Consider the following 22783-nt stretch of genomic DNA (forward strand, 5'->3'; position numbering starts at 1 on the left):
CGGATCTGGGGGCGGGGGAATGCATGACGTTGCGTGCGGCACTGTTTTTCATGGTCACGCACGCGCTCGTCATTGCCTTGATCGGCCCGCAGGACCCGGTTGGCTCCTACCTGATGCTGATCACCGCCCCCCTTCTGGCCGCTCTGGCCTGCGTGCGACGCGCGCGCGACAGCCAGGCGGCCTGCAAGTGGCGAACGCTGGGCGCTGCCGTCGGCCTGTTCTCGCTGGCCCTGCTGGCCCTGCTGTATCGCAATGTGGCCGGCCTCAGCCCTGCGCAGATGACCGCCTCGTCGCTGATCCTGTATGTGTTCTACCGGATTCCGCTGACCTACGTTGCCGCCAGCCCAGGCGGCGGCAACCGCTGTATCCGTGCGGTGGACCTGGCGGTCATCGCGCTGCTGTGGTTGCTGTACTTCGTGCATACGCGGGCGATGGCACACCTCAACACCGCATTGTGGACGCAATGCCTGCACACCCTGAGCAACGTGCAGAACAGCCTGGTGTTCTGCTTCGCGCTGATCCGCTTCCTGGCCGAGGACAATGCCGACCGCCGCGACTTCTTCCGCACGTTGACGATCTACGCGCTCGGCTACTTCCTGATGGCGCTCTACATCAATACCTGGCAGCCGCAGGTACCCGATGGTGGCTGGGGCGACCTGCTGATCAGCGGGCTGTTCGTGCTGCTGGCAGTGCTGGCCGGCAGCACGTACCGCCCACCGGCGGTGGCTGTGCCGCGCAACCTCCGCCGCATCGTCGATGCCGGCGTGCCGCTGATGCTGCCGTTGCTGCTGATGATGGTGGCGCTGCTGGTGGCACGCCTGCAGCCGACCCTGGCCACCGTGGGGTTCATCGGTGCCATGCTCGGCCATGCCCTGCGCAGCGTGCTCACCCAGGTGCAGATCCAGCGTGAGCGCGACGAGCTGGCGCTGCTGGCCCGGCGCGATCCGTTGACCGGGCTCGGCAACCGGCGCAACTTCGATGAAGCGCTCGGCAGCGCGCACGGCCGCGCCCGTCGCCAGGGCGTGGGGCTGGCGGTGCTGATGATCGATATCGACCACTTCAAGCGACTCAACGACACCTACGGGCATCCGGAAGGTGATCGCCGCCTGCAGGCGGTCGCCGCGATCCTCGACGGCTGCCTGCAACGCGGTGATGACCTGCTGGCCCGCTACGGCGGCGAGGAGTTCATCGCCGCCCTGCCCGCGCCCGACATCGGCCACGCCCTGGGCCTGGGCGAGCGCCTGCGCGCCGCCGTGGAAGCCGCCGCCCTGCCCGCCGCCCAGGCCCACGTGACCATCAGCATCGGCATGGCCTGGCAGGCCGCGCATGATGAGGGTGACCCGCGCAGCCTGGTCGAGCGTGCCGACCAGGCCCTGTACCGGGCCAAGCATGCCGGCCGCAACTGCGTGCACGCCGCCCCGGCCGTCGAGGCCGGGGAACAACACGCCGACCGCCGCGCCTAGACCGCGCGCAGCACCGCCGTACCATGCATGTGCCCCGCCCCACCCTGCACGCGGAAGCTGGCCACCGTCTGCAGCAGCTGCGCCGACTGTTCTTCCATGCTGCGCGCCGCGGCCGAAGCTTCCTCGACCAGCGCGGCGTTCTGCTGGGTGCCCTGGTCGATCAGATCGACGGCATGGTTCATCTGCTGGATGTCGTCGCTCTGCTGCTGCGCGGCCGTGCTGATCTCGGACATCAGGTCGCTGACCCGGCGCACGTTGACCACGATCTCGTCCATGGTGCGGCCGGCGCTCTCAACCTGCGCGGTACCGGCACCGACATTGGCCACCGACGCATCGATCAGCTGCTTGATCTCCTTGGCGGCACTGGCCGAGCGCTGCGACAGTTCCCGGATCTCGGTGGCGACCACGGCGAAGCCACGCCCGTGTTCGCCCGCACGCGCGGCTTCCACCGCGGCGTTCAGGGCAAGGATGTTGGTCTGGAAGGCGATGCCGTCGATCACGCCGATGATGTCGACGATGCGGCGCGAGGACGCGTTGATCACCGCCATGGTTTCCACCACTTCGTGCACTACGTTACCGCCGCGCGCGGCGACATCGGCGGCACCACCAGCCAGCTGACTGGCCTGCCGTGCGTTGGTCGCGGTGCGCTGCACGGTCTCGGCCAGGCCCTTCATCGACACCGCGGTCTCCTCCAGCGACGCTGCCTGCTGCTCGGTGCGCTGCGACAGATCGCTGTTGCCCTGCGCGATCTCGGTGGCGCCGACGGCGATGGTGTCAGCGGCGAACTTGATCTGGCCGATGATCGCGGCCATCGCCTCGACCAGCGAATTCACCCCTTCGCACAGCTCGGCGATCGGCCCGTTCTTGTCGGCGGTGGCCACGCGCCGGGTCAGGTCGCCCTCCTTGGCGGCCGCCACCACTTCACGGGTCTGCGCCACGGCACGCTGCATGGCCTGGTTCTCATGCACCTGCGCGGTGATGTCGGTGGCGTACTTGACCACCTTGAACGGCTTCCCGTTGAGGTCCAGGATCGGGTTGTAGGACGCCTGGATCCAGACCTCGCGTCCGCCCTTGCCGAGGCGCCGGTACTGACCGGCATCATATTCGCCACGGCCGAGCTTTTCCCAGAACTGCCGATACTCGGCACTGCAGCGATACTCAGGTTCGACGAACAGCGAGTGGTGCTGGCCACGCACATCATCCAGGCTGTAACCGGTGGCAGCCAGGAAGTTGTCGTTGGCCGACAGGATGCGGCCATCCATGCTGAACTCGATCACCGCCTGCGACTTGTCGATCGCCGCCAGCTGGCCGGCCGAGTCGGCCGCCTGCAGCTTCTGCGCAGTGATGTCAGTGGCGAACTTGACCACCTTGTACGGACGCCCCTGCCGGTCCAGCACCGGGTTGTACGAGGCCTGGATCCAGATCTCGCGCTGGTTCTTGCCAAAACGCCGGTACTGGCCCGCGTCATATTCGCCACGACCCAGCCGCGCCCAGAAGTCACGGTATCCGGCGCTGCGCGCCTGCTCGGGGTCGACGAACAGGGAATGATGCTTGCCCTGGATCTCCTCCAGCCGGTAACCCATCGCCTGCAGGAAGTTCTCGTTGGCCTGCAGGATGGTGCCATCGAGGGCGAACTCGATGACCGCCTGGACCCGGTGCAGCGCCGCGACCTGCGCCTCCAGCTCGGCACGGCCATCGGCCGCCGCCTCGACGTCGCTGCGGTGCTGCGGTGCCAGCGCGCCCAGCAGGGCGCGCCACGGCGACCAACGGGTATGCAGCTCGGCCGGCGCCTGCGCGCCCGCCGTAAAGCCTGGAATGAGCATTGTCTGATCCTCGGTGTCCGGTAAGCGGTTGCGACCCGACGGGCGGGATGCCCGGCGGCAACTTCAGTTGCTTGGGACTACAGGTACCGGCAGGCACCCCTCGAGCGGCTGGCAAGAACGTCTGGTGCGGGTGCGATCGGCATAAGGAGCGGCGGAACACACAGCGCGGGCCGCCCGTCGGGGGCAGCCTGGGGTCCTGCAGCGGGCGACTTGAGCGGGATCCAGAGGGAATATCGGCGACGCGATCGGTGGCTTTAGCCGGATTCCGCGACGTCCGTCGCATCTTCAGATGCTCCTGCAGGGATGCGGTAGACAATCGCGATGCACTTCACATTCTGCTCACGCGAGACAGGGGCACCGCCGAGCGGTTTCGCCAGGCGCCGGCTGGGCAGGTTCTGCTCGGCACCGGGTGTCGTCAGGGCATATGTCGCGCGTTGTCGCCGTCACTGGGCATAGCCTTGCCCGGCACGCGGATGCAGTTCAAGCGGAAAAGGTTTGCATGACCAACGGGAGATCCGATGGCAGATGAAACTGGCCAGCATGCAGCGAACCGCAGGACGCTCACTGACACGGAGATCGCATGTTCCCACGCCTGGCCAGTTTCCTCATCCTGGGCCTGTGCAGCAGCGGCGCCTTCGCTGCCGACGCCACCTACCGCCCCAGCTTCCATCCCGACCAGCTGAAGGGCCCGCCTGCCGGGCGCCCGAACAAAGTGCTGGTACTGGGCACCCCCCACTTGTCCGGCCTGCCCAAGTCCTTCCAGCCCGCCTTGCTTGAACCGTTGCTGCAGCGACTGGTCGCCTGGAAGCCCGAGCTGATCGCCACCGAAGACCTGTCAGGCCTGCAGTGCGATTTCATGCGTCGCTACCCGGCACGCTATGCGGAGAGCGTGGCCACCTACTGCTTCGACACCACCGCTGCGCAGGCTGCGACCGGACTGGACGTGCCTACGGCGAACACCCAGGCCGAGCACCTGCTTGCGACCTGGCCGGACGAGCCGACGCCCGCCCAGCGTCGTCGGCTCGCAGCATTGTTCCTGGCAGCGGGTGAACGCGGCTCGGCGCAGGTGCAGTGGCTGCGCCTGCCTGCGTCCGAGCGCAAAGGCGGTGATGGACTGACACCTGCCTTGGTCGAGATCCTCGAAAAAGGCCTGGTTCGCCGCAATGAAACCCACCTGATCGCCGCCGAGGTCGCCGCCCGCCTCGGGCAGGAACGCCTGTGGGCCGTGGACGACCACACGGCCGATTCGCCCACGCCCGCCGAGGATGAAGCGGCGGCCAGCGCGGCCATCACCGGTGCCTGGAACAATACGCACTCGCGCGCGCGGCGGGAGGCCGATGAACGCCTCGTGGCCGATCTGGACAAGCCCGGCGGTGTCATGGCGCTGTATCGGGACTACAACAGCCCGGCGGCGGCGATGGCCGCCTACCAGAGCGACTTCGGCGCGACGCTCGTCGAGCCGTCCTCTAAGGCGTTCGGCCGGATGTACGTCGGTTACTGGGAAACCCGCAACCTGCGCATGGTCGCCAACATCCGCGACGTGCTGAGCCAGCATCCTGGCAGACGCATGCTGGCCATCGTGGGTGCCTCGCACAAGGGCTACTACGAGGCCTACCTCAATCAGATGCATGACGTGCGGCTGGTCAGTGCGGACACGGTATTGCGTTGACGGGAACAGGTGCCGGCCATGCGCCGGCACTATCCTGCAAGACCCGATTCGCAGGTGCCGACATGCTGAAAGTGATCGCCGAGGATTTCATCCATCCCGATGCGGTGGACACCGTGCTTCCCCTGTACCGGGAGCTGGTGGCGTGCACGCTGCGCGAGCCGCGCTGCCTCGGCTATGAACTGTTCGTCGACCAGAAGGATCCGGGCCACTTCATCTTCATCGAGCTGTGGCCCGACCGCGCCGCGCTCGACCTGCACTGTGCCAGCGAACACTTCCAGCGCCTGGTGCCACAGATCAATGCCTTCCAGTGTGCGCCGTGCCGGTTCCTGCTGATGGATGCCGTACGGGTGTAGTGCCTGCAGCGGGATGCACATGATCGCTGCGGCCATGCCGCCACAGCAACAGGCAGGCCGCAACCGTGCAGGACAGGCTCAGGACCAGCAGCGCGACCGCACCTTGCTGCAACACGGGCAACAACGCCCGTGCGTGCAGGTCGCCGCGCAGCTGTTCGGCGCGTAGACAGGCGGCCAGCGCCAGGCACCAGCCGATCAGGGCCGGAATGAACTTGCGTCCCGCAACCGGGTTCCAGGCATTCATGGAGGTTACCTGCGTGAGTGGAGTGCGCGCAGTATTCGCGCGCGTCCTCTCACAGGCTGAGATCAGTCCTCCGCGGCGTCGGGATCGTCACCCGGAAGCTGGGACAACTCGCCCTGCACCTGCACGTTGTTGCGCCCCATCGCCTTGGCCCGGTAGCACTGGGCATCGGCCGCAGCCACCGCCTGGTCCACGCTCATGCCGCCGGCCAGCGGCGCGATACCGATGCTGGCACCGATCCGCAGCCGGTCCTGGTCCCACGGAATGGACAGCGCGGCCAGGGTGTGCAGCAGCTCGCCCCCGATGCGGGCCGCACGCCGCGGCGTGCAACCGGACAGGATGACCGCGAATTCGTCGCCGCCCAACCGTGCCACCACGTCCGAATCGCGCACGCCATGGCGCAGCACGCTGGCCACCGCCCACAGCACGGCATCGCCGGCCAGATGGCCCCAGGTGTCGTTGACCGGCTTGAAGCGGTCCAGATCGATGTACATGAGCGAGGCAGCCTGGCCGGTGCGCTCCACGCGGGTGATCGCCTGCTGCAGGTGTACCTCGAAACCGCGGCGGTTGCTCAGTTCGGTGAGCGGATCGATCTCGGCCAGGTGGCGGGCTTCGCGCTGGCGTGCCCGCTGCTGGGTGTCGTCGCGCAGCACCCACACCGCGCCGCGCACGTGGCCTTCGTCATCGCGCAGCCAGGCGCGGGTCAGGTCCACCGGCACCGTTGCCGTGCCCAGGCGCAGCAGCAGGTCGGCGTGCAGGTCCACCGCGTTGCTCTCCGGGTCCAGCAGCACCGTCACATCCAGTACCGAACCGGGCGCGTACTCGGTGGTCAGCGCCAGCACGTCCTGAACCTTGTGCCCGGCCAGCGACAATGCGCCATCACCGGCCAGGGTGCGCACCGCAGCCGCGTTGGCGTAGTCGATGCGGCCATCAAGGCTGACGCTGAGCACCAGGTCGGCCACCGCATCCAGCGTGATTCGGCTGCGTTGTTCACTCTCGAACAGGCGCTGCTCGCTGCTGCGCTGGGCGGTGATGTCCTGGATCTGCGACACGAAATGCAGCGGTTCGCCATGCTCGTTGCGCACCAGCGACACCGACAGCCGCGCCCAGATGATGCGGCCGTCGCGGTCGAGGTAGCGCTTTTCCAGGTGATAGTGGCTGCGTCGCCCGGCCAACAGGTCCTGTACCAGGGCCAGGTCGGTCTGCAGGTCATCGGGATGGGTCAGGCGCTGGAAATCGACCTGCAGCAGCTCTTCTCGCGGGTAGCCCAGTATCCGGCACAGCGCGTCGTTGACATCCAGCCAGCGTCCTTCCAGCGACACCAGTGCCATGCCCAGTGCGGCGGAGGTGAACGCGCCAGCGAACTTCTCTGCCGAAAGTCGTGCTTCGGCGCGTGCCTGCAGGATCTCGGTAATGTCGATGGCCATGCCGACGTAGCCGATGCGCGTTCCATCGGCACTCTCCATGCGGCTGATCGACAGGCGTACCTGGCGTGACTGGCCATCCTTGCGCAGCAGCGTCCACTGCCGCGAGTAGGTCTGCCCGTCGGCACGCGCGCTCAGCGCCTCGAACACGCCGGGAAGATTGCCATCAGCATCAGCCAGCGGCTGCAACCACGCTTTCAGTTCGGCTGGATCGTGGAAGGCGTCGAGCCGGCGCTGGCCGACCACCTCCGCCGCGCTGTAGCCCAGCAGGCGCTCCGCCCCCGTGTTGAACAGGGTGATGGTGCCATCGGTATCGGTGGCGATCACCGCCACCTCATCGGACGCATCGACCACGGCCTGCAGGCGCTGCCGGGTCTCGGCCGCGTCCTGCCTTGCCTGCTGCAGTTCGGTGACATCGGCATGGGCACCGGCCATCCACAGCGGCTTGCCCTGCCCGTCCCATTCAAAGACCCGGCCACGGTCCTGGATCCAGATCCACTGGCCGTTCCTGTGGCGCATGCGCAGCAGGCAGGCGTAGTTGTCGCTGCGCCCTTCGAAATGGTCGTCCAGCGCTGCATCGGACAGCGCAATGTCATCGGGATGGACCAGCTTCAGGAACGTCTTCTGGCAGATCGGTTCCAGCTCATCCAGGCGATAACCGACAATCTCGGCCCAGCGCGCATTGACCCGCATCTCGCCGGTCTGCACGTTCCATTCCCAGGTACCCGCAGCGGTACCGTCGATGATCATCGCCAGCCGGCGACGCTCTTCAGCCAACGCCTGCAGGCGGCGCTCCAGCAGTCCATTGCCGTGGGTGCCCTGGCCCGGCATCACTCCGGTCCCCTGCCGGCACGGGCAGGCGCCGACCGCAGCGAAGCACTGCGGCCTGCAACGAAGACGGCGGGTCGTGCTGGCGTCATGGTCCTCCCCAGCGACAGCGGGGAGGCCAAACGCCCCCCTCAGGCGCAAGTGTGCGCAATCACGGGGAAAACCGACAAGTCCCCCGACCCGGATCAACCGTGACGGGGGGCACGATCCTCAGCTGCGCTTGGCCCGGGCAAAGGCCTCGGCCAGGGCATTGTTGGCCGGCGGCGCAGACTGGGCCGGACGGCCGCCAGCGCCCTGGCCGCGGTTCGGTCCACGGTTCTGGCCGCCAGCGTCACGGCGCGGCCCTTGGCCCTGGCCCCGCTCATCGCGCTGGCCCGGGCGGCTGGTGGCCTGGCCCGGGGTATCGTCCAGGCGCCGGGTCAGGGCGATGCGCTTGCGCGCCACGTCCACCTCCAGCACCTTCACCTTGACGATGTCACCGGCCTTGACCACGTCGCGCGGGTCCTTCACGAAGGTATCGGCGAGCGCCGAGATGTGGATCAGGCCGTCCTGGTGCACGCCGATATCGACAAAGGCCCCGAAGGCGGCCACGTTGCTGACCACGCCCTCCAGCACCATGCCCTCGCGCAGGTCCTCGATGTCCTCGACGCCCTCGGCGAAGCGCGCCGCCTTGAACTCCGGGCGCGGGTCGCGGCCCGGCTTTTCCAGTTCCTTTAGGATGTCGCGCACGGTCGGGACGCCAAAGGTGTCGTCGGTGAACTGTTCTGCCTTCAGGCCACGCAGGAAGCTGCCGTCACCGATCAGCGCCTTGATCGGGCGCGCGGTGCTGGCCACGATGCGCTCAACCACCGGATAGGCTTCGGGGTGTACCGCCGAGGCGTCCAGCGGCTGGTCGCCATCGGCGATGCGCAGGAAGCCGGCGCACTGCTCGAAGGTCTTCTCGCCCAGGCGCGCGACCTTCAGCAGGTCCTTGCGGCGCTTGAACGGGCCGTTGTCGTCGCGATGGCGCACGATGTTCTCGGCCACCGTGGCCGACAGGCCGGACACCCGGGACAGCAGCGCGGCCGAGGCGGTGTTGACATACACGCCGACCGCGTTCACGCAGTCCTCCACGCGCGCGTCCAGCGCCCGCGCCAGGCGGTACTGGTCCACGTCGTGCTGGTACTGGCCGACACCGATCGCCTTGGGTTCGATCTTGACCAGTTCGGCCAGCGGGTCCTGCAGGCGACGAGCGATCGATACCGCGCCACGCAGCGACACGTCCAGCCCCGGGAACTCCTTGGCCGCGAACTCGGAGGCCGAGTACACCGAGGCGCCCGCCTCGCTGACCACGACCTTCTGCAGCTTCGGGTTGGCGGCAGCCTTGATCGCTTCGCCGGCCAGCTTGTCGGTTTCGCGGCTGGCGGTGCCATTGCCGATCGCGATCAGCTCCACGTTGTGCTTGGCGCACAGCTGCTTGATCGTCTGCACCGACTGCTCCCACTGGCGGCGCGGTTCGTGCGGGTAGATGGTGTCGGTGGCGACCAGCTTGCCGGTGGCATCGACCACGGCGATCTTGCAGCCAGTACGGATGCCGGGGTCCAGGCCCAGCACAGTCTTCGGGCCGGCCGGTGCGGCCAGCAGCAGGTCCTTCAGGTTGTCGCCGAACACCGCGATGGCTTCGGCTTCGGCCTTTTCGCGGGCCTGGTTGAACAGGTCCAGCAGAAGATGGGTGTGCAGCTTGGCGCGCCAGGTCAGGCGGCAGGCATCCAGCAGCCAGCGGTCGGCGGCACGCCCCCGGTCGGCGATGCCGGCCTTGCGTGCCACCCGACCCTCGGCGTACTGGTGGCCCGCTTCGGCATCGCTGCCCGGGTCCAGTTCCAGGAACAGGATCTCTTCGCGGCGCGCGCGGAACAGCGCCAGCAACCGGTGCGAGGGAATCTTCGCCAGAGATTCGGCATGTTCGAAATAGTCGCGGTACTTGGCGCCTTCGGTTTCCTTGCCCTCGGCCACGCGGGCACGGATCACGCCGGTCTCGCCCAGCCAGGTGCGCAGCTCGCCAACCAACGCGGCATCTTCGCCCCAGCGCTCCATCAGGATCGCGCGGGCGCCTTCCAGCGCGGCCTTGGTGTCGGCCACACCCTTGTCGGTATCGACGAAGGTGGCCGCGAACGTCTGCGGGTCCTGCGTCGGATCGGCCAGCAGGCCGTCGGCCAGCGGCTCCAGACCGGCCTCGCGGGCGATCTGGGCGCGGGTACGTCGCTTGGGCTTGTACGGCAGGTACAGGTCTTCCAGCCGGCTCTTGGTATCGGCGGCCAGGATGTCATTGCGCAGCTCGTCGCTGAGCTTGCCCTGCTCGCCGATGCTGGCCAGCACCGCCGCACGGCGGTCCTCCAGCTCGCGCAGGTAGGTCAGCCGGGTTTCCAGGTTGCGCAGCTGGGTGTCGTCCAGGCCACCGGTCACTTCCTTGCGGTAGCGCGCGATGAACGGAACGCTGGCGCCCTCGTCGAGCAGGCCGACGGCGGCGCGTACCTGGGCGGACTGGGCACCGATCTCGTCGGCGATGGTCTGGGCGATCTGCTGGGCGAGCGCGCTCTGGGCGTTCTTGGCGTCGTGCATTGCTTCAGGTCTGAGCCGCGTTACGGGAAGACCCCATTCTGGCAACCGACGACGGAGCCGGACAAGGCATTGACAGGGGACGAGGTACAGCGGCGTAGCCGGAGTGGACGCCGGCATCCTGGCAAAGAGCGGGCCCGGACTGGCCCGGGGCTGGGATGCCGGCGCGGGCGCGCGATGGTGGGCGCGCCCTGCCGCGTGTTGCGTAGGTCAGCGGTAGTGGCGGGCGGCGCGCTGCATGACGATCTCGTCACGCATGCCTTCCAGGGCCATCAGGCGGACCTTGCCGACACCCTGCAGTTCCATGAACCGCTCCGTGTAGAACTCCGGCCCCAGCGCGGTGTCGGCGCGGGATTTGCTGAAGCCGTAGGGCACCACGCCCTTCTCGCCATCCTTGCTACCACCGACATAAAGAACGATTGCCATGTGATGTATTCCTCCAAATTGCTACTGCGTACTGCACTCGATGAGCGATGCTGCGAGCTCATCGGGGGAGAGCTTACCGCGTCGAACCTGACTGGAACGTCACGAAGGCTAATGACGATCGGTTGCATGCAGATGACTGCGGGATCGCAGCAGAATGCTTACGGATCCTTAACTTCCGGCTAACGAATCCGTGGGGGATTCCCGCCAACGGCGCAGCCCCTCGTGGGTGGTCGTGTAACGCGTTTCATGTGATTGGGCCGCGCACCCACCTCGCCCGGCCCCTGACAGTTTTTCGGGCACGTCCAGCCACGGAAAAGAAAAAAGAAGATCAAAAGCAAAAACAGCTTGCCTGGCCGCTTTTTGTAGAGCCGAGCCCACGCTCGGCTGCTTTCAGGCCAGTCCGCGAAGCCGAGCGCAGGCTCGGCTCTACACGAGCAAGCGCAGCGCGCGACCCGCTTCTGCTGTTCTTTATCTCTTCCGTGGCTGGACGCGCACGGAATCTGTCAGCGGCCGGGTGGGTGGGGGTGGCGGGGTATCTGCGGCATGGGTCGGGCGCATGCGCCCGACGGGTTGGGCAGGACGCCCAACCCCGGTCTTGCCGTGTGCGCAGGACAGCGCACACGTGCAAGCCGCGGCCAAGCCCCCATGGATGGGTTCACGGCGTCCGCGCTGGCCCCACCCACCCGGCCAGCCCCCAGGAAGCAGGCATTCCGCGACCAAGCCACGAGGGGCTGCGCCGTTGGCTGGAAACTACGGCCACCAGCCGTGCCCGAACCGGGCGAAATGATCGGCCGCCCGCTCGAACGGATTGCGCGCACTCACCCCGCCACACAGCAGGTACACCGGCAGGTACAGCGGCCCCAGCACCATGTACTGGTAGACATGCGCACGCTCATGGTCGTCCAGCCGGATCAGCGGCTCCACGCCCCACCCCGCCTGATGCGCGTAGGTCCGGCAGGAAATGCCAAGATCGTGGCCCGTGTGCAGGATCACATTGCCCAAGGTGATCGCCCCACCCGGCCCCCACGGCCAACGGTCGAACACCAGCGCGCAGTCACGCCCGCTCCAGCGCAATGTCGCGCCGCCGAGCATGCCGGCCAACCCACCCATCAGGCCGATCAGGGTGTTGGGCAGGGTCCACACCGCGCCCAGCACCTGCAGCGCGCGCAGCCAGATCGGCCAAGGCCGGGAGGCGGTGTTCAATCGGCCTCGTTCGGCATCAGCAGCCACAGGATCAGGTAGACCAGGATGCCGGGGAAGGCCGCCGAGGCCAGCGACAGCAGCACGTAGACCACCCGCAGGAGGGTGGCATTCCAGCCGAAGCGATGGGCAATGCCACCCATCACGCCGGCGATCATGCGGTCGTTCAATGAACGCGACAGTGTCTTGGGCGTGGTGTTCATGGCGGCGGCTCCGGGCAACGGACAGGGCAGTCGAGCGTGGCTCGACTCTACACCCTGCCCATGTCTACGGCGTGCGGTGACGCAGCGCCTGCAGGCGCGCACCGAACCAGGCGGCTGCGGTCTGTTCAGGCTGCCCCGGGCACTGGATGCGATAGGGTTTGCCGCTCATGCTGCTCTGGCTGGCGGCGCGCTCGATGAACTGCTCGGCGCTGTCCACCATGTCCTTCTTCAGCAGATAGTCGTACTTGCGCTGCAGATGCGCGCGCGCATCGCCGCCGTCGTACCAGCTGCCATTGCGCTGGAACCGGCACTGGGAGCCGTCCAGGCTGGCGATCAACTGGGCGATCTCCCGCCGTGCATCCGCACCGGGTGCGGCCTGGGCAAGTGGCGCTGCCAGCAGTACCGCAAGAATCAACAAAACCCGGTACGTCATCATCCCTCCAAGTCAGTCGAGCAGGGCTCGACTCTACAGGTCGCGCGCCTTCAGCCAACCATCGATCGTGGCCGGCACTTCGCGCTGCGCGCGCCCGGACACGTAGATGCCGATATGGCCACCGCGGAAGCTGGACTCGGTGTAGTCGTCCGTGCCCAGGCGCCCGCGCATCGCGCGCGAGGCGTCCGGCGGCACCAGATGATCCTGCTCGGCGTAGATGTTCAGCACCGGCAGCGTCACCTGCGACAGGTCCACTGCTTCCTCGCCGATCCTTACCGTGCCCTTCATCAGGCCATTGGCCTGGTAGAACTGCTTGATGAAATCGCGGAACGCCTCGCCCGCCAGGTCCGGCGAATCGAAGATCCACTTCTCCATGCGCAGGAAGTCCTCCAGCGCCGCCTTGTCATCGAGGATGTCGAGCAGGCCGACGTACTTCTGCACGTTCAGGCGGAACGGCTTGAGCATCAGGTAGCTGGCGTTCATCAGGTCGGCCGGGATGTTGCCCAGCGTATCGACCAGCAGGTCCACGTCCACCTGCCGCGCCCAGTGCGAGAGCATGTTGTCGGCGGTCTGGAAATCGACCGGGGTGACCATGGTGATCAGCTTGCCCAGCTTCTGTTGGCGCAACGCTGCGTAGCAGAGTGCGAACACGCCGCCTTGGCAGATGCCGAGCAGGTCGACCGGGCCACCACTGCGCACGCGCAGCGCATCGACCGCTCCGTCGATGTAGCGCAGCAGGTAGTCCTCCAGGGTCTGGAAGCGTTCGGACCGGTCCGGGTAGCCCCAGTCCAGCACGTACACGTCCTGGCCCAGCGCCAGCAGCTTCTGCACCAGCGAACGGTCGGCCTGCAGGTCGACCATGTACGGCCGGTTGACCAGCGCGTAGACGATCAGCAGCGGCGTGCGCCGGGTCGGCGCCTGCTCACCGACGAAGCGATACAGCACCACCTTGCCGTCGCGCCAGACTTCCTCGCGCGCGGTCACGCCATAGTCCACGTCTTCCACCTGCGGCAGCAGCTTCAGCCCTTCCATCAGCTTGCGCTGCATGGCCAGGCTCTCCTGCATCAGGTCATCGGCGTTGAAGCCCAATGGTCCCTTCATCGGTCACGCGCCCGAGCGGAAGCGCGAGGTGCGGCCTTCTTCGCAGATGTCCTCTTCGCAGGCGCCTTCTTTGCCGGCGCGGCCTTCTTCGCGGCCTTGCGCGCAGTTGGCTTCACCTTCGCCGGCGCCGGCTGCGCCACCGGATCGACCTCAGCGGTTCCGGCCAGCACAGCCACCTGCGCCTGCAGGCGGCGCAGGCTGCGCTCCAGCTCGGCGATGCGGCGGTGTGCGGCATCCATCTCGCTGCGGGTCGGCAGGCCGATCCGTTCACTCATCTGTTCCACCTCCCGCTGCAGGCCGGCGCGCAGGCGCATCTGCGCGTTGCCCAGCGAGGCGTACACCTTCTGGAACGGTTCGGACATGGCGACCTTGGCGTAGGCCTCCTCGGCAACTTCGATCCACAGGTCGAACATCGCGCGGGCGCTGGTCAGCTGGCTGCCGGGCTGTTCGTGCTCGGCCAGGCGCTGCTCGAACAGCGCAAAGGCTTCGTCCAGTGCCTGCTTGATCTGATCGACATAGGCGCGCGAATGCTGCTGGTATTCCTCCTGCGCACGCAGCAGGGCCTGCCAGCGCGCCTGGTGCTCGCGGCCGGGGCCGAATGCCGGGCTCTGCAGCCACGGGCCCGCCTGCAGCTGGAACTGCTGCAGCCAGGCGGCGAATTCGGGTATCGCGGCGCCGGCGTGCGTGCTGCCACGGGCGCCCTGCAGCATCCACTGGAGCATGCCGTCGCCCTGCCCCTGCACCGCCTCGCGCCAGGCCTGGGCCACATCGGCACTGCTGGCGTCGCGGCCCGCAAACCGTGCGGCGACCTCCTGCATGGTGCCGTACCAGCTGCCCGCCTGTTCGCGGAACCGGCGCACGGCATCTTCCGGCGCGCCCTGCGCCTGCTCGGGCAACAGCTGGCCCCACCAGTCGAACAACCGCTGCCAACTGCCGGGATCGTCACCGGCGGGTGCGCCGGGCGTGCTCGCATGGCGCAGGGCATCGCCCCAGGCGCCGAAATACTGCCGGGCCAGGGTTTCGAAATCGCTGCTGCCGGTGTCGTGGGCCGAGCTGGTCATCGCAGGCCTCCGCAGGGCTGGCTCATGGCTTGGGAATACGCAGGGTCTTGCTGATCATCAGCGACCCGGACAGGGCGAACAACAGCACCATCGGGTGCAGCTGCCACGGGCCGATCTGCCACTGGCCGAACCAGATGTTCTGGCCGATGGCATCGGTGCCGGCGGCAATCGCCAGTACGATCACCAGCACCAGGCTGGTCGGGATCGGGGTGCCCTCGAAATACGTGACCTTGCCCTCGTCGCCGGCGAGCGCCTCGGCAGTGACGTTGTAGCGTGCCAGGCGGCTGACGCCGCAGCAGACGAAGTAGCTCAGCACCAGCCAGTCCCATCCGCCCTGCATGCCGCAGGCATAGGCCAGCGCCGCCGGCGCCACGCCGAAGGAGATCACGTCGGACAGCGAGTCCAGCTCGCGGCCCAGGGTGGAGCTGGACTTGCGCCAGCGCGCGATGCGCCCGTCGAGGGCGTCGAAGATGAAGGCCAGCGGGATCAGCGCCATGCCGAACAGCAGATAGCCGCGCTCGCCGTCCTGCAGGAAGCGCATCGCGGCAAAGACCGCACCGGTGCCGCAGAAAGCATTGGCCAGGGTGAACCAGTCGGCCAGCTGGAATTCGCGCAGCATCGAGAAGTGACGTTTCATGGGGTCTCACGGAGCATCAAGGCCCACAGGTTACCGCGAGCGCCGCCGCTGGCGACAGCGCTGGCTCAGCCGATCCTTCACCGCCCCCTCACCCGTCGTCACCGGCGGTGAATTTTTCGCCACCCATCTTGACAGCCTAGGGGGGTGGCGCCTGTCGGGGCTTATCCACAAAGTTGCCCACGCGTAATCCACACCCCCTGTGGACAACCAGATCTCACCGACTGCGACGGTGGACATTTCCTCATCACTCTTCCGCGGGGTTTCCCTACTTCCCAAGCCGCAGAGTCGGCGCTATGGTCACCGGCGGGCCCGCCGCCGCCGCGTCCGATTCCTGGTGACGGGCGGCGATGATGCCGGATGCTTCCACCTGCCGCTGGCGCAGCGGCCCTGAAGTGGTAGAGCCGGCCGCTGGCCGGCTGCCCCGACCGTTCCGCGTTGCCGGCCAGCGGCCGGCACTACCCAGCCTGCACCCGCCGCCAGCGCTCGAAACAGAACACCTGCATCACCAGCATCGCCAGCAACCCCAGCGGCCACGCCCACCACACGCCGGCCAGCCCGTGCTGCGCCTGCATCCACATCGCCAGCGGCAGCTCCAGCAGCAATACCGCCGCCATGCCCAGCAGCGCTGGCCGCCATACCGTGCCACTGCCGCGCATCACCCCTACCAGCACGGTGCTGCCGCCCATCGCCAGCACGCCCCATGCCACCGTGCGCAACTGCAGCGTGGCCAGTTCATGCGCTTCGGCAGCCACCAGGATCAGGCCGGTCAGCCAGGGCGCAAGCGCCATCACCAGCAGCACCACTGCACTCAGCATCGCCAGTCCAAGCAGCACGCCGGTGCGGGCGATGCCGGGCAGCCGTGCCGTACGCCCCGCGCCCATCGCATGCGCCGCAAGGATGGTGGCGGTAATGCCCAGTGACATGGCCGGCAGCTGCACCCAGCTCATCAACTGGTTGACCGCACCGTAGGCCGCCGTGGCCGTGTAGCCGTAGCGGTTGATCCAGCCCAGCAATACGATCTCGGCAATGGCCAGGCTGAGCATCTGCAGCGAAGACGGTACGCCGATGCGCAGCATCGCGCGGATGAGCGCGCCATCGAAACGGATGGCACGCAACTGCTCGCGCCGTGGCGCCAGGGGATGTCCTACCCGATGCCAGCGCCACAGCAACCAGCCCAGGGCCAACAATGAGGCAAACGCCGCCGATACAGCCGCACTGGCCGACCCCAGCCGCGGCAGGCCGGTCCAGCCCAGGATCAGCAGCGGCGTGCACAGCAGGCCGACCACCGTGGCCAGCAGCAGCGCCTGCAGCGGCGTCTTTGCATCGCCCACTGCGCGGCTCACGGCAGTGGCCAGCCACAGCAGGAAGAACACCGGAGCCGCCAGCAACAGCACGCGCGCGTACACGATGGACTCGCCGAGGATCGCTGCCGGCGTGCCCAGTGCCGCCAGCAGCTGTGGCGCGAAACCGCCGCCCAGGGCCATCACCAGCACCGACAACAGCAGGATCAGCGCCACCGCGCTGCCGGCCACCGCGCGCGCCTGTTGCGGGCGGCCCGCGCCCCAGGCCTGGCCGATCAGCACCATCGCGCCCGTGGCCAGGCCCATCACCAGGGCCAGCAGCAGGAAAAAGACCGGGAAGAACGCCGCGGCCGCAGCCACCGCCTGTGTGCCAAGCAGGTGGCCGAGATAGATGTTGTCCAGCGTGCCTGCGGCCAGCTGCAACGCATTGGTCAGCAGCATCGGCAGCAGCAGCGTCAGGTAGGTGCGCCACAGCGGGGGTGCTGCCGGAGGTGTCGGATGTACAGGGGGGCTCATGGGATTCTCTGGGCAAGGCGCCGCCCTGCCCGGCGTTTCCGCCAGCAAAGCAAGCACAGGGGAAGCGGGCCGCGGCCCGCGATCAGATGACGCCGTCGCTCAGCAACGGCGCGATGGCTCAGCCGTCAGCGTCTTCGAACGCCAGGCGCAGGGCGTGGTCGCGCACATCCCTGGGCCAGGAATGCAGCGCTGCTTCCAGGCCCGCGCGGTCATGCGCGAACAGCACCCGAATGGCCTCCTCGAAGCCCGGCAGGTCACCGGCGATGGCCTGCAGGAAGTGATAGGTACGCTCGCTGTGGCGGCGCTGCCGATCCTCGTCGGCACCGGCACGGCTGGCCGCTTCCACCAGCCTGCGCAGCACCACCGAGGCCCCACCCGGCTGCTCGGCCAACCACGCCCAATGCCGCGGCAGCAGCGTCACTTCGCGGGCGACCACGCCCAGCCTGGGGCGGCCACGGCCACGCGGGGTTGCGGGTGCCTCTCCGGTAGTGACGTCGGCATCCGCCTCCACGGCGGAGGGAAACGCTTCGGTCACCCGCGCCAGCAGCTCTGTGTCGCTGCCGCGCGTGTCGAAATCGCGGGTTCGCCCGCTGGCGTTGTCGAACACCAGCAGCGGACCGGCTGCGTTGTCGGCACGCAGCTGTTTCAACGCCAGCGCTGCCACTTCCGGGGTACCGGAAGCGACCAGGCGATGGCCGTCGAAACAGCTGAAGGGAGGAAGTCGGGACACAGGCATGGCAATGGCATCAGAGGCGATGCGTGAATATTGCCCGGGTAATTTTACCGAGTCAATATTGTCCGGGTATTAATTTGCCAGAAGAGCGTGCCAACCAAGGTTGGCACCCACCCGATTCGTCACCTCACAGCCGGCTGTAGGACCAACTGACCATGCGGCCGTCCTTGTACGGCATCACGCCGTGGAACGGGCGCGGGTCGGCGTCGAACACCAGCGGCAGGAAGTTGCGGTCGCCCTCCCACATCGGCAGCGTGTCCAGCTTGTCCAGGTCCACCCACTCCAGCGTGCCTTCATGGTTGCCGCCGTGCGGGGTGCCTTCGAAAGTGTCGATGACGAACACGAAGCCCAGCCAGTCTTCACCGTGCTTGCCGAAGCCCGGCCAGCTGAGGGTGCCGCGCAGGCGCATGCCGGTGCAGTCGATGCCGGCTTCCTCGGCGATCTCGCGACGCATGCTGGCTGCCACGTCCTCGTCCGCTTCGATCTTGCCGCCCAGCCCGTTGTACTTGCCCAGGTGGTGGTCACCCGGACGGGTGTTGCGGTGGATCATCAGCACCTGGCGACGATCAGGCGACAGCACGTAGCCCAGGGTGGCGACGATCGGGGTGTACGGCATGGGCGGCATCCAGCGGCAGGTCAGCCGTGGATTATGGCCGATCAGCGCACCAGCGACAGGCGGCGCTCGGCGGGTGTGCCTGCGCCATCGGGATCGCGGCGCAGGGTGGCCACGCCGTGACCGCGCTCAGCCAGGTATTCCAGCCACTTGCCGAGGAAGGTGTTCATCCGCATGCGGTGGCTGATCAGCTCGGCCGGCGGCGGGTACAGGCCCATCGTGTCCTGCCAGCGGCGGCCGACGTAGCAATGGGTGGTCTCGGCCTGGCGTGCGTCACGGTAAAGGCGCACATACGCCGAGGGATCCGGCTCACCGGTGACCGGGTCAGCCAGGTCGTAGGTCAGGCGCAGTTCCACCGTGTAGCGGTGGCACTCGATCACGTCCAGGCGTACGTCCAGGCCGTCGCCGATCGAGGAAATGTAGCTGCCCGCCACCAGCCCGGCCGGTTCGAACAGGCGCACCAGATGGCGGTAGTTCTCCGCGTACAGGCCCATGAGCCAGCTCAACCGGCTCAGGCGGGGAATACGTTCGGTGCGGGGCGAGGCTTGGGCCATGGGTCGATCCTACACGTTGGTGCTTCAACGTGGGGGCGCCTCAAGCCACAGCCAACCCGACAACGACGATCCCCGTGTAGAGCCGAGCCCATGCTCGGCTGCTGTTCGGGAAGAACCCGGCGGCCCAGCCGAGCGTGGGCTCGGCTCTACAGGGCGAAGTGCGGCGCGCCGGAAAGGCTCAATACAGCTCGCGCTGCAGCCCGAGCGTGGCCAGCACCTTGCTGGAAATCTCCTCGATCGAGGTATGCGTGGTGCTCAGGGTCGGGATCCGCTCCATGCGGAACATGGTCTCGGCCGCAGCCACCTCGCGCTTGCAGGTCTCCAGGTTGGCGTAGCGCGAGTTCGGACGGCGCTCCTGGCGGATCTGCTGCAGCCGGTCCGGATCGATGGTCAGGCCGAACAGCTTGCGCCGGTAATTGCGCAGTCGCGGCGGCAGGCGATCGCTTTCCAGGTCTTCGTCGGTCAGCGGGTAGTTGGCCGCGCGTACCCCGTAATGCAGGGCCAGGTAGATGCAGGTCGGCGTCTTGCCCGCGCGCGACACCGCCACCAGGATCACGTCGGCATCGTCGTAGTTCACCGCGATGCCGTCGTCATGGGTCAGGGCGAAGTTCATCGCGTTGATGCGACGGTGGTAGGTATCGAAATCGACCATGCCGTGGGCCTGGCCGACCCGGGCCAGGCGCGGGCTGGCCAGTTCACGCTCCAGCGGCTCGATGAACGGCGCGAACACATCCAGCATCAGCGCCCCGCTGTCGGCCAGGATCAGGCTCAGGCTCTGGTCCACGCAGGAGTTCACCACGATCGGCCGGACCTGGTAGCGCTCCCCTGCCGCCTGGATCCGGGCACAGGCTTCACGCGCTTTTTCGGGGTCGTCGACAAACGACATGCGGTCGGTAATGAAGCTGAACCCGGAGAACTGGGTCAGCAGGCTATGCCCAATGGTTTCAGCGGTGATACCGGTTCCATCGGAAACGTAGAACACCGGACGGATGGTCGACATGCGCGCTTTTACCCCCTACGAAGCTTAAAAAGGCCGCCAGCACAAGCTTGTGCCGACGGTGCTCTGCCCGGCATCATATCGGCTTCTTCCTACGGACGCGGCCACTCAGCCCGCCTCGGGCGATGGCCAAACGGAGCATCGCGCTTGAACGAGAACATCCTGTGGTTGCACGAACTGCGTCTGGCCGATCTGGCCCGCGTAGGCGGCAAGAATTCGTCGCTGGGCGAGATGATCGGCAACCTGGCCGGTCTGGGCGTTTCGGTGCCGGGCGGTTATGCCACCACCGCTGAAGCCTTCAAGGACTTCATTGCGCACAACGATCTGTCCAAGCGCATCTTCGACAGGCTGGCCACGCTGGACGTCGAGGACGTCAACGCGCTGACCGCCGCCGGCAAGGAAATCCGCAGCTGGGTGATCGATGCGCCGCTGCAGCCGCAGCTGGACCAGGACATCCGCACCGCTTACGCCAAGCTGAGCGCCGACAACGGCGGCGGCGATGTGGCCGTGGCCGTGCGTTCCTCGGCCACCGCCGAGGATCTGCCGGATGCCTCCTTCGCCGGCCAGCAGGAAACCTTCCTCAACGTCACCGGTGCCGACGACGTCGTGCACAAGGTCAAGGAAGTGTTCGCCTCGCTGTACAACGACCGCGCCATCGCCTACCGCGTGCACCACGGCTTCAAGCATGAGGATGTGTTCCTGTCCGCCGGCGTGCAGCTGATGGTGCGTTCGGGCGTCGGTTCGTCCGGCGTGCTGTTCACCCTGGACACCGAGTCCGGCTTCCGCGACGTGGTGTTCGTCACCTCTTCGTTCGGCCTGGGCGAAATGGTCGTGCAGGGCGCGGTCAATCCCGACGAGTACTACGTCTACAAGCCCACCCTGCAGGCCGGCAAGCCGGCGATCCTGCGCCGCTCGCTCGGCAGCAAGGCGATCCGCATGGTGTATTCCGATGTTCCGGGTGAGCGCGTCAGGATCGAGGACACCCCGGCCGAGCTGCGCAACACCTTCTCGATCAGCGACGAGGACGTGCAGGAACTGTCCAAGCAGGCGCTGGTCATCGAAAAGCACTACGGCCGCCCGATGGACATCGAGTGGGCCAAGGACGGTGTCAGCGGCAAGCTGTTCATCGTGCAGGCGCGCCCGGAAACGGTGAAGTCGCGCAGCCACGCCACCCAGATCGAGCGCTTCGCGCTGACCGAGAAGGGCGGCAACGTGCTGGCCGAAGGCCGCGCCGTCGGCGCCAAGATCGGCTCGGGCGTGGCCCGCGTGGTGAAGACGCTGGACGACATGAACCGCGTGCAGCCGGGCGACGTACTGATCGCCGACATGACCGATCCCGATTGGGAACCGGTGATGAAGCGCGCTTCGGCCATCGTCACCAACCGTGGCGGCCGTACCTGCCACGCCGCGATCATCGCGCGCGAGCTGGGCGTGCCGGCCGTGGTCGGTTCGGGCAACGCCACCAAGGTGATCGAAGATGGCCAGCTGGTCACCGTCAGCTGCGCTGAAGGCGATACCGGCTTCATCTACGAAGGAAAGCTCGGCTTCGAGCGCACCACCACCGATCTGGGCAACATGCCGCCGGCACCGCTGAAGATCATGATGAACGTGGCCAACCCGGAACGTGCCTTCGACTTCGGCCAGCTGCCGAACGCCGGCATCGGCCTGGCCCGCCTGGAAATGATCATCGCCAGCCACATCGGCATCCACCCGAACGCGCTGCTGGAATACGACCGCCAGGATGCGGCGACCAAGAAGAAGATCGACGAGAAGATCGCCGGCTACGGTGATCCGGTCAGCTTCTACGTGGACCGCCTGGCCGAAGGCATCGCCACGCTCACCGCCTCGGTTGCACCGAACCCGGTGATCGTGCGCCTGTCGGACTTCAAGTCCAACGAGTACGCCAACCTGATCGGCGGCAGCAACTACGAGCCGCACGAAGAAAACCCGATGATCGGCTTCCGCGGCGCCAGCCGTTACGTCGACCCGAGCTTCTCGGCCGCCTTTGCGCTGGAGTGCAAGGCCGTGCTGCGCGTGCGCAACGAAATGGGCCTGGACAACCTGTGGGTCATGATTCCGTTCGTGCGCACCCTGGAAGAAGGCCGCAAGGTCGTCGAGGTGCTGGAACAGAACGGCCTGAAGCAGGGCGAGAACGGCCTGAAGATCATCATGATGTGCGAAGTGCCGTCCAACGCACTGCTCGCCGATGAGTTCCTGGAGATCTTCGACGGCTTCTCGATCGGCTCCAACGACCTGACCCAGCTCAGCCTGGGCCTGGACCGCGACTCGTCGATCGTCGCGCACCTGTTCGACGAACGGAACCCGGCAGTGAAGAAGCTGCTATCGATGGCGATCAAGGCCGCACGCGCCAAGGGCAAGTACGTCGGCATCTGCGGCCAGGGCCCGTCCGATCATCCGGATCTGGCCGAATGGCTGATGCAGGAAGGCATCGAGTCGGTGTCGCTGAACCCGGACACCGTGGTCGATACCTGGCTGCGCCTGGCCAAGCTGAAGGCCAACGGCTGATGCCGTAATGGGCTGACGTCGCTTTCATCGACGTCCGCACATACTGCTGCCGCACGCAAGCCCCGCCTCTGCGGGGCTTGCTGTTT

The 22783-nt window shown here is 67.2% G+C and carries 20 protein-coding genes; 5 read left to right on the forward strand and 15 right to left on the reverse strand.

Annotation, left to right across the window (positions count from 1 at the left end):
* The first annotated feature begins 23 nt into the window (after window positions 1-23).
* A complete protein-coding gene (locus AC5P56_RS16825; RefSeq protein ID WP_111205922.1) occupies window positions 24-1463 on the forward strand; it encodes a GGDEF domain-containing protein in 1440 nt (479 codons plus the stop codon).
* On the opposite strand, the gene AC5P56_RS16830 is transcribed toward AC5P56_RS16825, so the two are convergent.
* Entirely contained in the window at window positions 1460-3286 is a 1827-nt protein-coding gene (locus AC5P56_RS16830) for a methyl-accepting chemotaxis protein (protein WP_288495202.1), read from the reverse strand. The two genes, AC5P56_RS16825 and AC5P56_RS16830, sit on opposite strands and share 4 nt — an antisense overlap.
* 580 nt (window positions 3287-3866) lie before the next feature.
* On the opposite strand from AC5P56_RS16830, the gene AC5P56_RS16835 reads away from it, so the two are divergent.
* The 3 genes from AC5P56_RS16835 to AC5P56_RS16845 all read left to right on the forward strand — a co-directional run bounded on the left by AC5P56_RS16835 (window position 3867) and on the right by AC5P56_RS16845 (window position 5474).
* Window positions 3867-4955, forward strand: coding sequence for a DUF5694 domain-containing protein (locus AC5P56_RS16835; RefSeq protein WP_495231824.1), 1089 nt, complete (start codon window positions 3867-3869; stop codon window positions 4953-4955).
* 62 nt (window positions 4956-5017) lie between these two features.
* The gene (locus AC5P56_RS16840) at window positions 5018-5308 is read left to right on the forward strand and encodes a putative quinol monooxygenase (RefSeq protein ID WP_046431272.1); all 291 of its coding nucleotides are present in this window, start codon (window positions 5018-5020) and stop codon (window positions 5306-5308) included.
* A 19-nt stretch (window positions 5309-5327) separates the two neighbouring features.
* A complete protein-coding gene (locus AC5P56_RS16845; RefSeq protein ID WP_154582529.1) occupies window positions 5328-5474 on the forward strand; it encodes a hypothetical protein in 147 nt (48 codons plus the stop codon).
* Window positions 5475-5614: 140 nt separating this feature from the next.
* On the opposite strand, the gene AC5P56_RS16850 is transcribed toward AC5P56_RS16845, so the two are convergent.
* The 14 genes from AC5P56_RS16850 to ppsR form a co-directional block, all read right to left on the reverse strand.
* Window positions 5615-7804 carry a PAS domain S-box protein gene (locus tag AC5P56_RS16850; protein ID WP_014647539.1) on the reverse strand — a complete coding sequence of 730 codons (2190 nt, stop codon included), beginning with the start codon at window positions 7802-7804 and terminating at the stop codon, window positions 5615-5617.
* 207 nt (window positions 7805-8011) lie between these two features.
* Window positions 8012-10399, reverse strand: a complete 2388-nt coding sequence (locus AC5P56_RS16855; RefSeq protein WP_288495197.1) for a Tex family protein — start codon at window positions 10397-10399, stop codon at window positions 8012-8014.
* A gap of 207 nt (window positions 10400-10606) precedes the next feature.
* Window positions 10607-10822, reverse strand: coding sequence for a hypothetical protein (locus AC5P56_RS16860; protein WP_005410085.1), 216 nt, complete (start codon window positions 10820-10822; stop codon window positions 10607-10609).
* Window positions 10823-11572: 750 nt separating this feature from the next.
* A complete protein-coding gene (locus AC5P56_RS16865; RefSeq protein WP_169412771.1) occupies window positions 11573-12025 on the reverse strand; it encodes a hypothetical protein in 453 nt (150 codons plus the stop codon).
* The gene (locus AC5P56_RS16870; protein WP_014647543.1) at window positions 12022-12225 is read right to left on the reverse strand and encodes a PspC domain-containing protein; all 204 of its coding nucleotides are present in this window, start codon (window positions 12223-12225) and stop codon (window positions 12022-12024) included. Before AC5P56_RS16870 ends, AC5P56_RS16865 begins: the two co-directional genes overlap by 4 nt.
* 64 nt (window positions 12226-12289) lie before the next feature.
* Window positions 12290-12658, reverse strand: coding sequence for a YfeK family protein (locus tag AC5P56_RS16875; protein ID WP_262225316.1), 369 nt, complete (start codon window positions 12656-12658; stop codon window positions 12290-12292).
* 33 nt (window positions 12659-12691) lie between these two features.
* Entirely contained in the window at window positions 12692-13759 is a 1068-nt protein-coding gene (phaC, locus tag AC5P56_RS16880) for a class III poly(R)-hydroxyalkanoic acid synthase subunit PhaC (RefSeq protein WP_046431281.1), read from the reverse strand.
* Window positions 13756-14820, reverse strand: coding sequence for a class III poly(R)-hydroxyalkanoic acid synthase subunit PhaE (phaE, locus tag AC5P56_RS16885; protein WP_495231825.1), 1065 nt, complete (start codon window positions 14818-14820; stop codon window positions 13756-13758). Before phaE ends, phaC begins: the two co-directional genes overlap by 4 nt.
* 22 nt (window positions 14821-14842) lie before the next feature.
* Entirely contained in the window at window positions 14843-15457 is a 615-nt protein-coding gene (locus AC5P56_RS16890; protein ID WP_014647547.1) for a CDP-alcohol phosphatidyltransferase family protein, read from the reverse strand.
* Window positions 15458-15912: 455 nt separating this feature from the next.
* Complete coding sequence (locus AC5P56_RS16895) at window positions 15913-17274, reverse strand: MATE family efflux transporter (RefSeq protein ID WP_481452863.1); 1362 nt, start codon at window positions 17272-17274, stop codon at window positions 15913-15915.
* Window positions 17275-17392: 118 nt separating this feature from the next.
* Window positions 17393-18010 carry a DUF2239 family protein gene (locus tag AC5P56_RS16900; protein WP_032956104.1) on the reverse strand — a complete coding sequence of 206 codons (618 nt, stop codon included), beginning with the start codon at window positions 18008-18010 and terminating at the stop codon, window positions 17393-17395.
* Window positions 18011-18134: 124 nt separating this feature from the next.
* Window positions 18135-18623 carry an NUDIX hydrolase gene (locus AC5P56_RS16905; protein ID WP_014647550.1) on the reverse strand — a complete coding sequence of 163 codons (489 nt, stop codon included), beginning with the start codon at window positions 18621-18623 and terminating at the stop codon, window positions 18135-18137.
* A 41-nt stretch (window positions 18624-18664) separates the two neighbouring features.
* Window positions 18665-19174, reverse strand: a complete 510-nt coding sequence (locus AC5P56_RS16910; protein ID WP_032956108.1) for a DUF1249 domain-containing protein — start codon at window positions 19172-19174, stop codon at window positions 18665-18667.
* A 178-nt stretch (window positions 19175-19352) separates the two neighbouring features.
* Complete coding sequence (gene ppsR, locus AC5P56_RS16915) at window positions 19353-20174, reverse strand: posphoenolpyruvate synthetase regulatory kinase/phosphorylase PpsR (protein ID WP_014647552.1); 822 nt, start codon at window positions 20172-20174, stop codon at window positions 19353-19355.
* Between the two features lie 144 nt (window positions 20175-20318).
* Here ppsR and ppsA point away from each other — a divergent pair, with 144 nt between their 5' ends.
* Window positions 20319-22697 (forward strand): phosphoenolpyruvate synthase, encoded by a 2379-nt coding sequence (gene ppsA / locus AC5P56_RS16920; protein ID WP_014647553.1) that lies wholly within the window; start codon window positions 20319-20321, stop codon window positions 22695-22697.
* Window positions 22698-22783 lie beyond the last annotated feature (86 nt).

It is taken from the genome of Stenotrophomonas sp. YJH_SMC_131 (assembly GCF_059367975.1).

What these genes read in the sequence shown, in the direction of transcription:
- ppsR (WP_014647552.1), bottom strand. Translation starts at nt 20,174, where the DNA reads ATGTCGACCATCCGTCCGGTGTTCTACGTTTCCGATGGAACCGGTATC.
- AC5P56_RS16910 (WP_032956108.1), bottom strand. Translation starts at nt 19,174, where the DNA reads ATGGCCCAAGCCTCGCCCCGCACCGAACGTATTCCCCGCCTGAGCCGG.
- AC5P56_RS16875 (WP_262225316.1), bottom strand. Translation starts at nt 12,658, where the DNA reads ATGACGTACCGGGTTTTGTTGATTCTTGCGGTACTGCTGGCAGCGCCA.
- AC5P56_RS16895 (WP_481452863.1), bottom strand. Translation starts at nt 17,274, where the DNA reads ATGAGCCCCCCTGTACATCCGACACCTCCGGCAGCACCCCCGCTGTGG.
- AC5P56_RS16905 (WP_014647550.1), bottom strand. Translation starts at nt 18,623, where the DNA reads ATGCCGTACACCCCGATCGTCGCCACCCTGGGCTACGTGCTGTCGCCT.
- AC5P56_RS16850 (WP_014647539.1), bottom strand. Translation starts at nt 7,804, where the DNA reads ATGCCGGGCCAGGGCACCCACGGCAATGGACTGCTGGAGCGCCGCCTG.
- AC5P56_RS16830 (WP_288495202.1), bottom strand. Translation starts at nt 3,286, where the DNA reads ATGCTCATTCCAGGCTTTACGGCGGGCGCGCAGGCGCCGGCCGAGCTG.
- AC5P56_RS16860 (WP_005410085.1), bottom strand. Translation starts at nt 10,822, where the DNA reads ATGGCAATCGTTCTTTATGTCGGTGGTAGCAAGGATGGCGAGAAGGGC.
- AC5P56_RS16845 (WP_154582529.1), top strand. Translation starts at nt 5,328, where the DNA reads ATGATCGCTGCGGCCATGCCGCCACAGCAACAGGCAGGCCGCAACCGT.
- AC5P56_RS16855 (WP_288495197.1), bottom strand. Translation starts at nt 10,399, where the DNA reads ATGCACGACGCCAAGAACGCCCAGAGCGCGCTCGCCCAGCAGATCGCC.
- AC5P56_RS16890 (WP_014647547.1), bottom strand. Translation starts at nt 15,457, where the DNA reads ATGAAACGTCACTTCTCGATGCTGCGCGAATTCCAGCTGGCCGACTGG.
- AC5P56_RS16825 (WP_111205922.1), top strand. Translation starts at nt 24, where the DNA reads ATGACGTTGCGTGCGGCACTGTTTTTCATGGTCACGCACGCGCTCGTC.
- phaC (WP_046431281.1), bottom strand. Translation starts at nt 13,759, where the DNA reads ATGAAGGGACCATTGGGCTTCAACGCCGATGACCTGATGCAGGAGAGC.
- AC5P56_RS16840 (WP_046431272.1), top strand. Translation starts at nt 5,018, where the DNA reads ATGCTGAAAGTGATCGCCGAGGATTTCATCCATCCCGATGCGGTGGAC.
- AC5P56_RS16870 (WP_014647543.1), bottom strand. Translation starts at nt 12,225, where the DNA reads ATGAACACCACGCCCAAGACACTGTCGCGTTCATTGAACGACCGCATG.
- phaE (WP_495231825.1), bottom strand. Translation starts at nt 14,820, where the DNA reads ATGACCAGCTCGGCCCACGACACCGGCAGCAGCGATTTCGAAACCCTG.
- AC5P56_RS16900 (WP_032956104.1), bottom strand. Translation starts at nt 18,010, where the DNA reads ATGCCTGTGTCCCGACTTCCTCCCTTCAGCTGTTTCGACGGCCATCGC.
- AC5P56_RS16835 (WP_495231824.1), top strand. Translation starts at nt 3,867, where the DNA reads ATGTTCCCACGCCTGGCCAGTTTCCTCATCCTGGGCCTGTGCAGCAGC.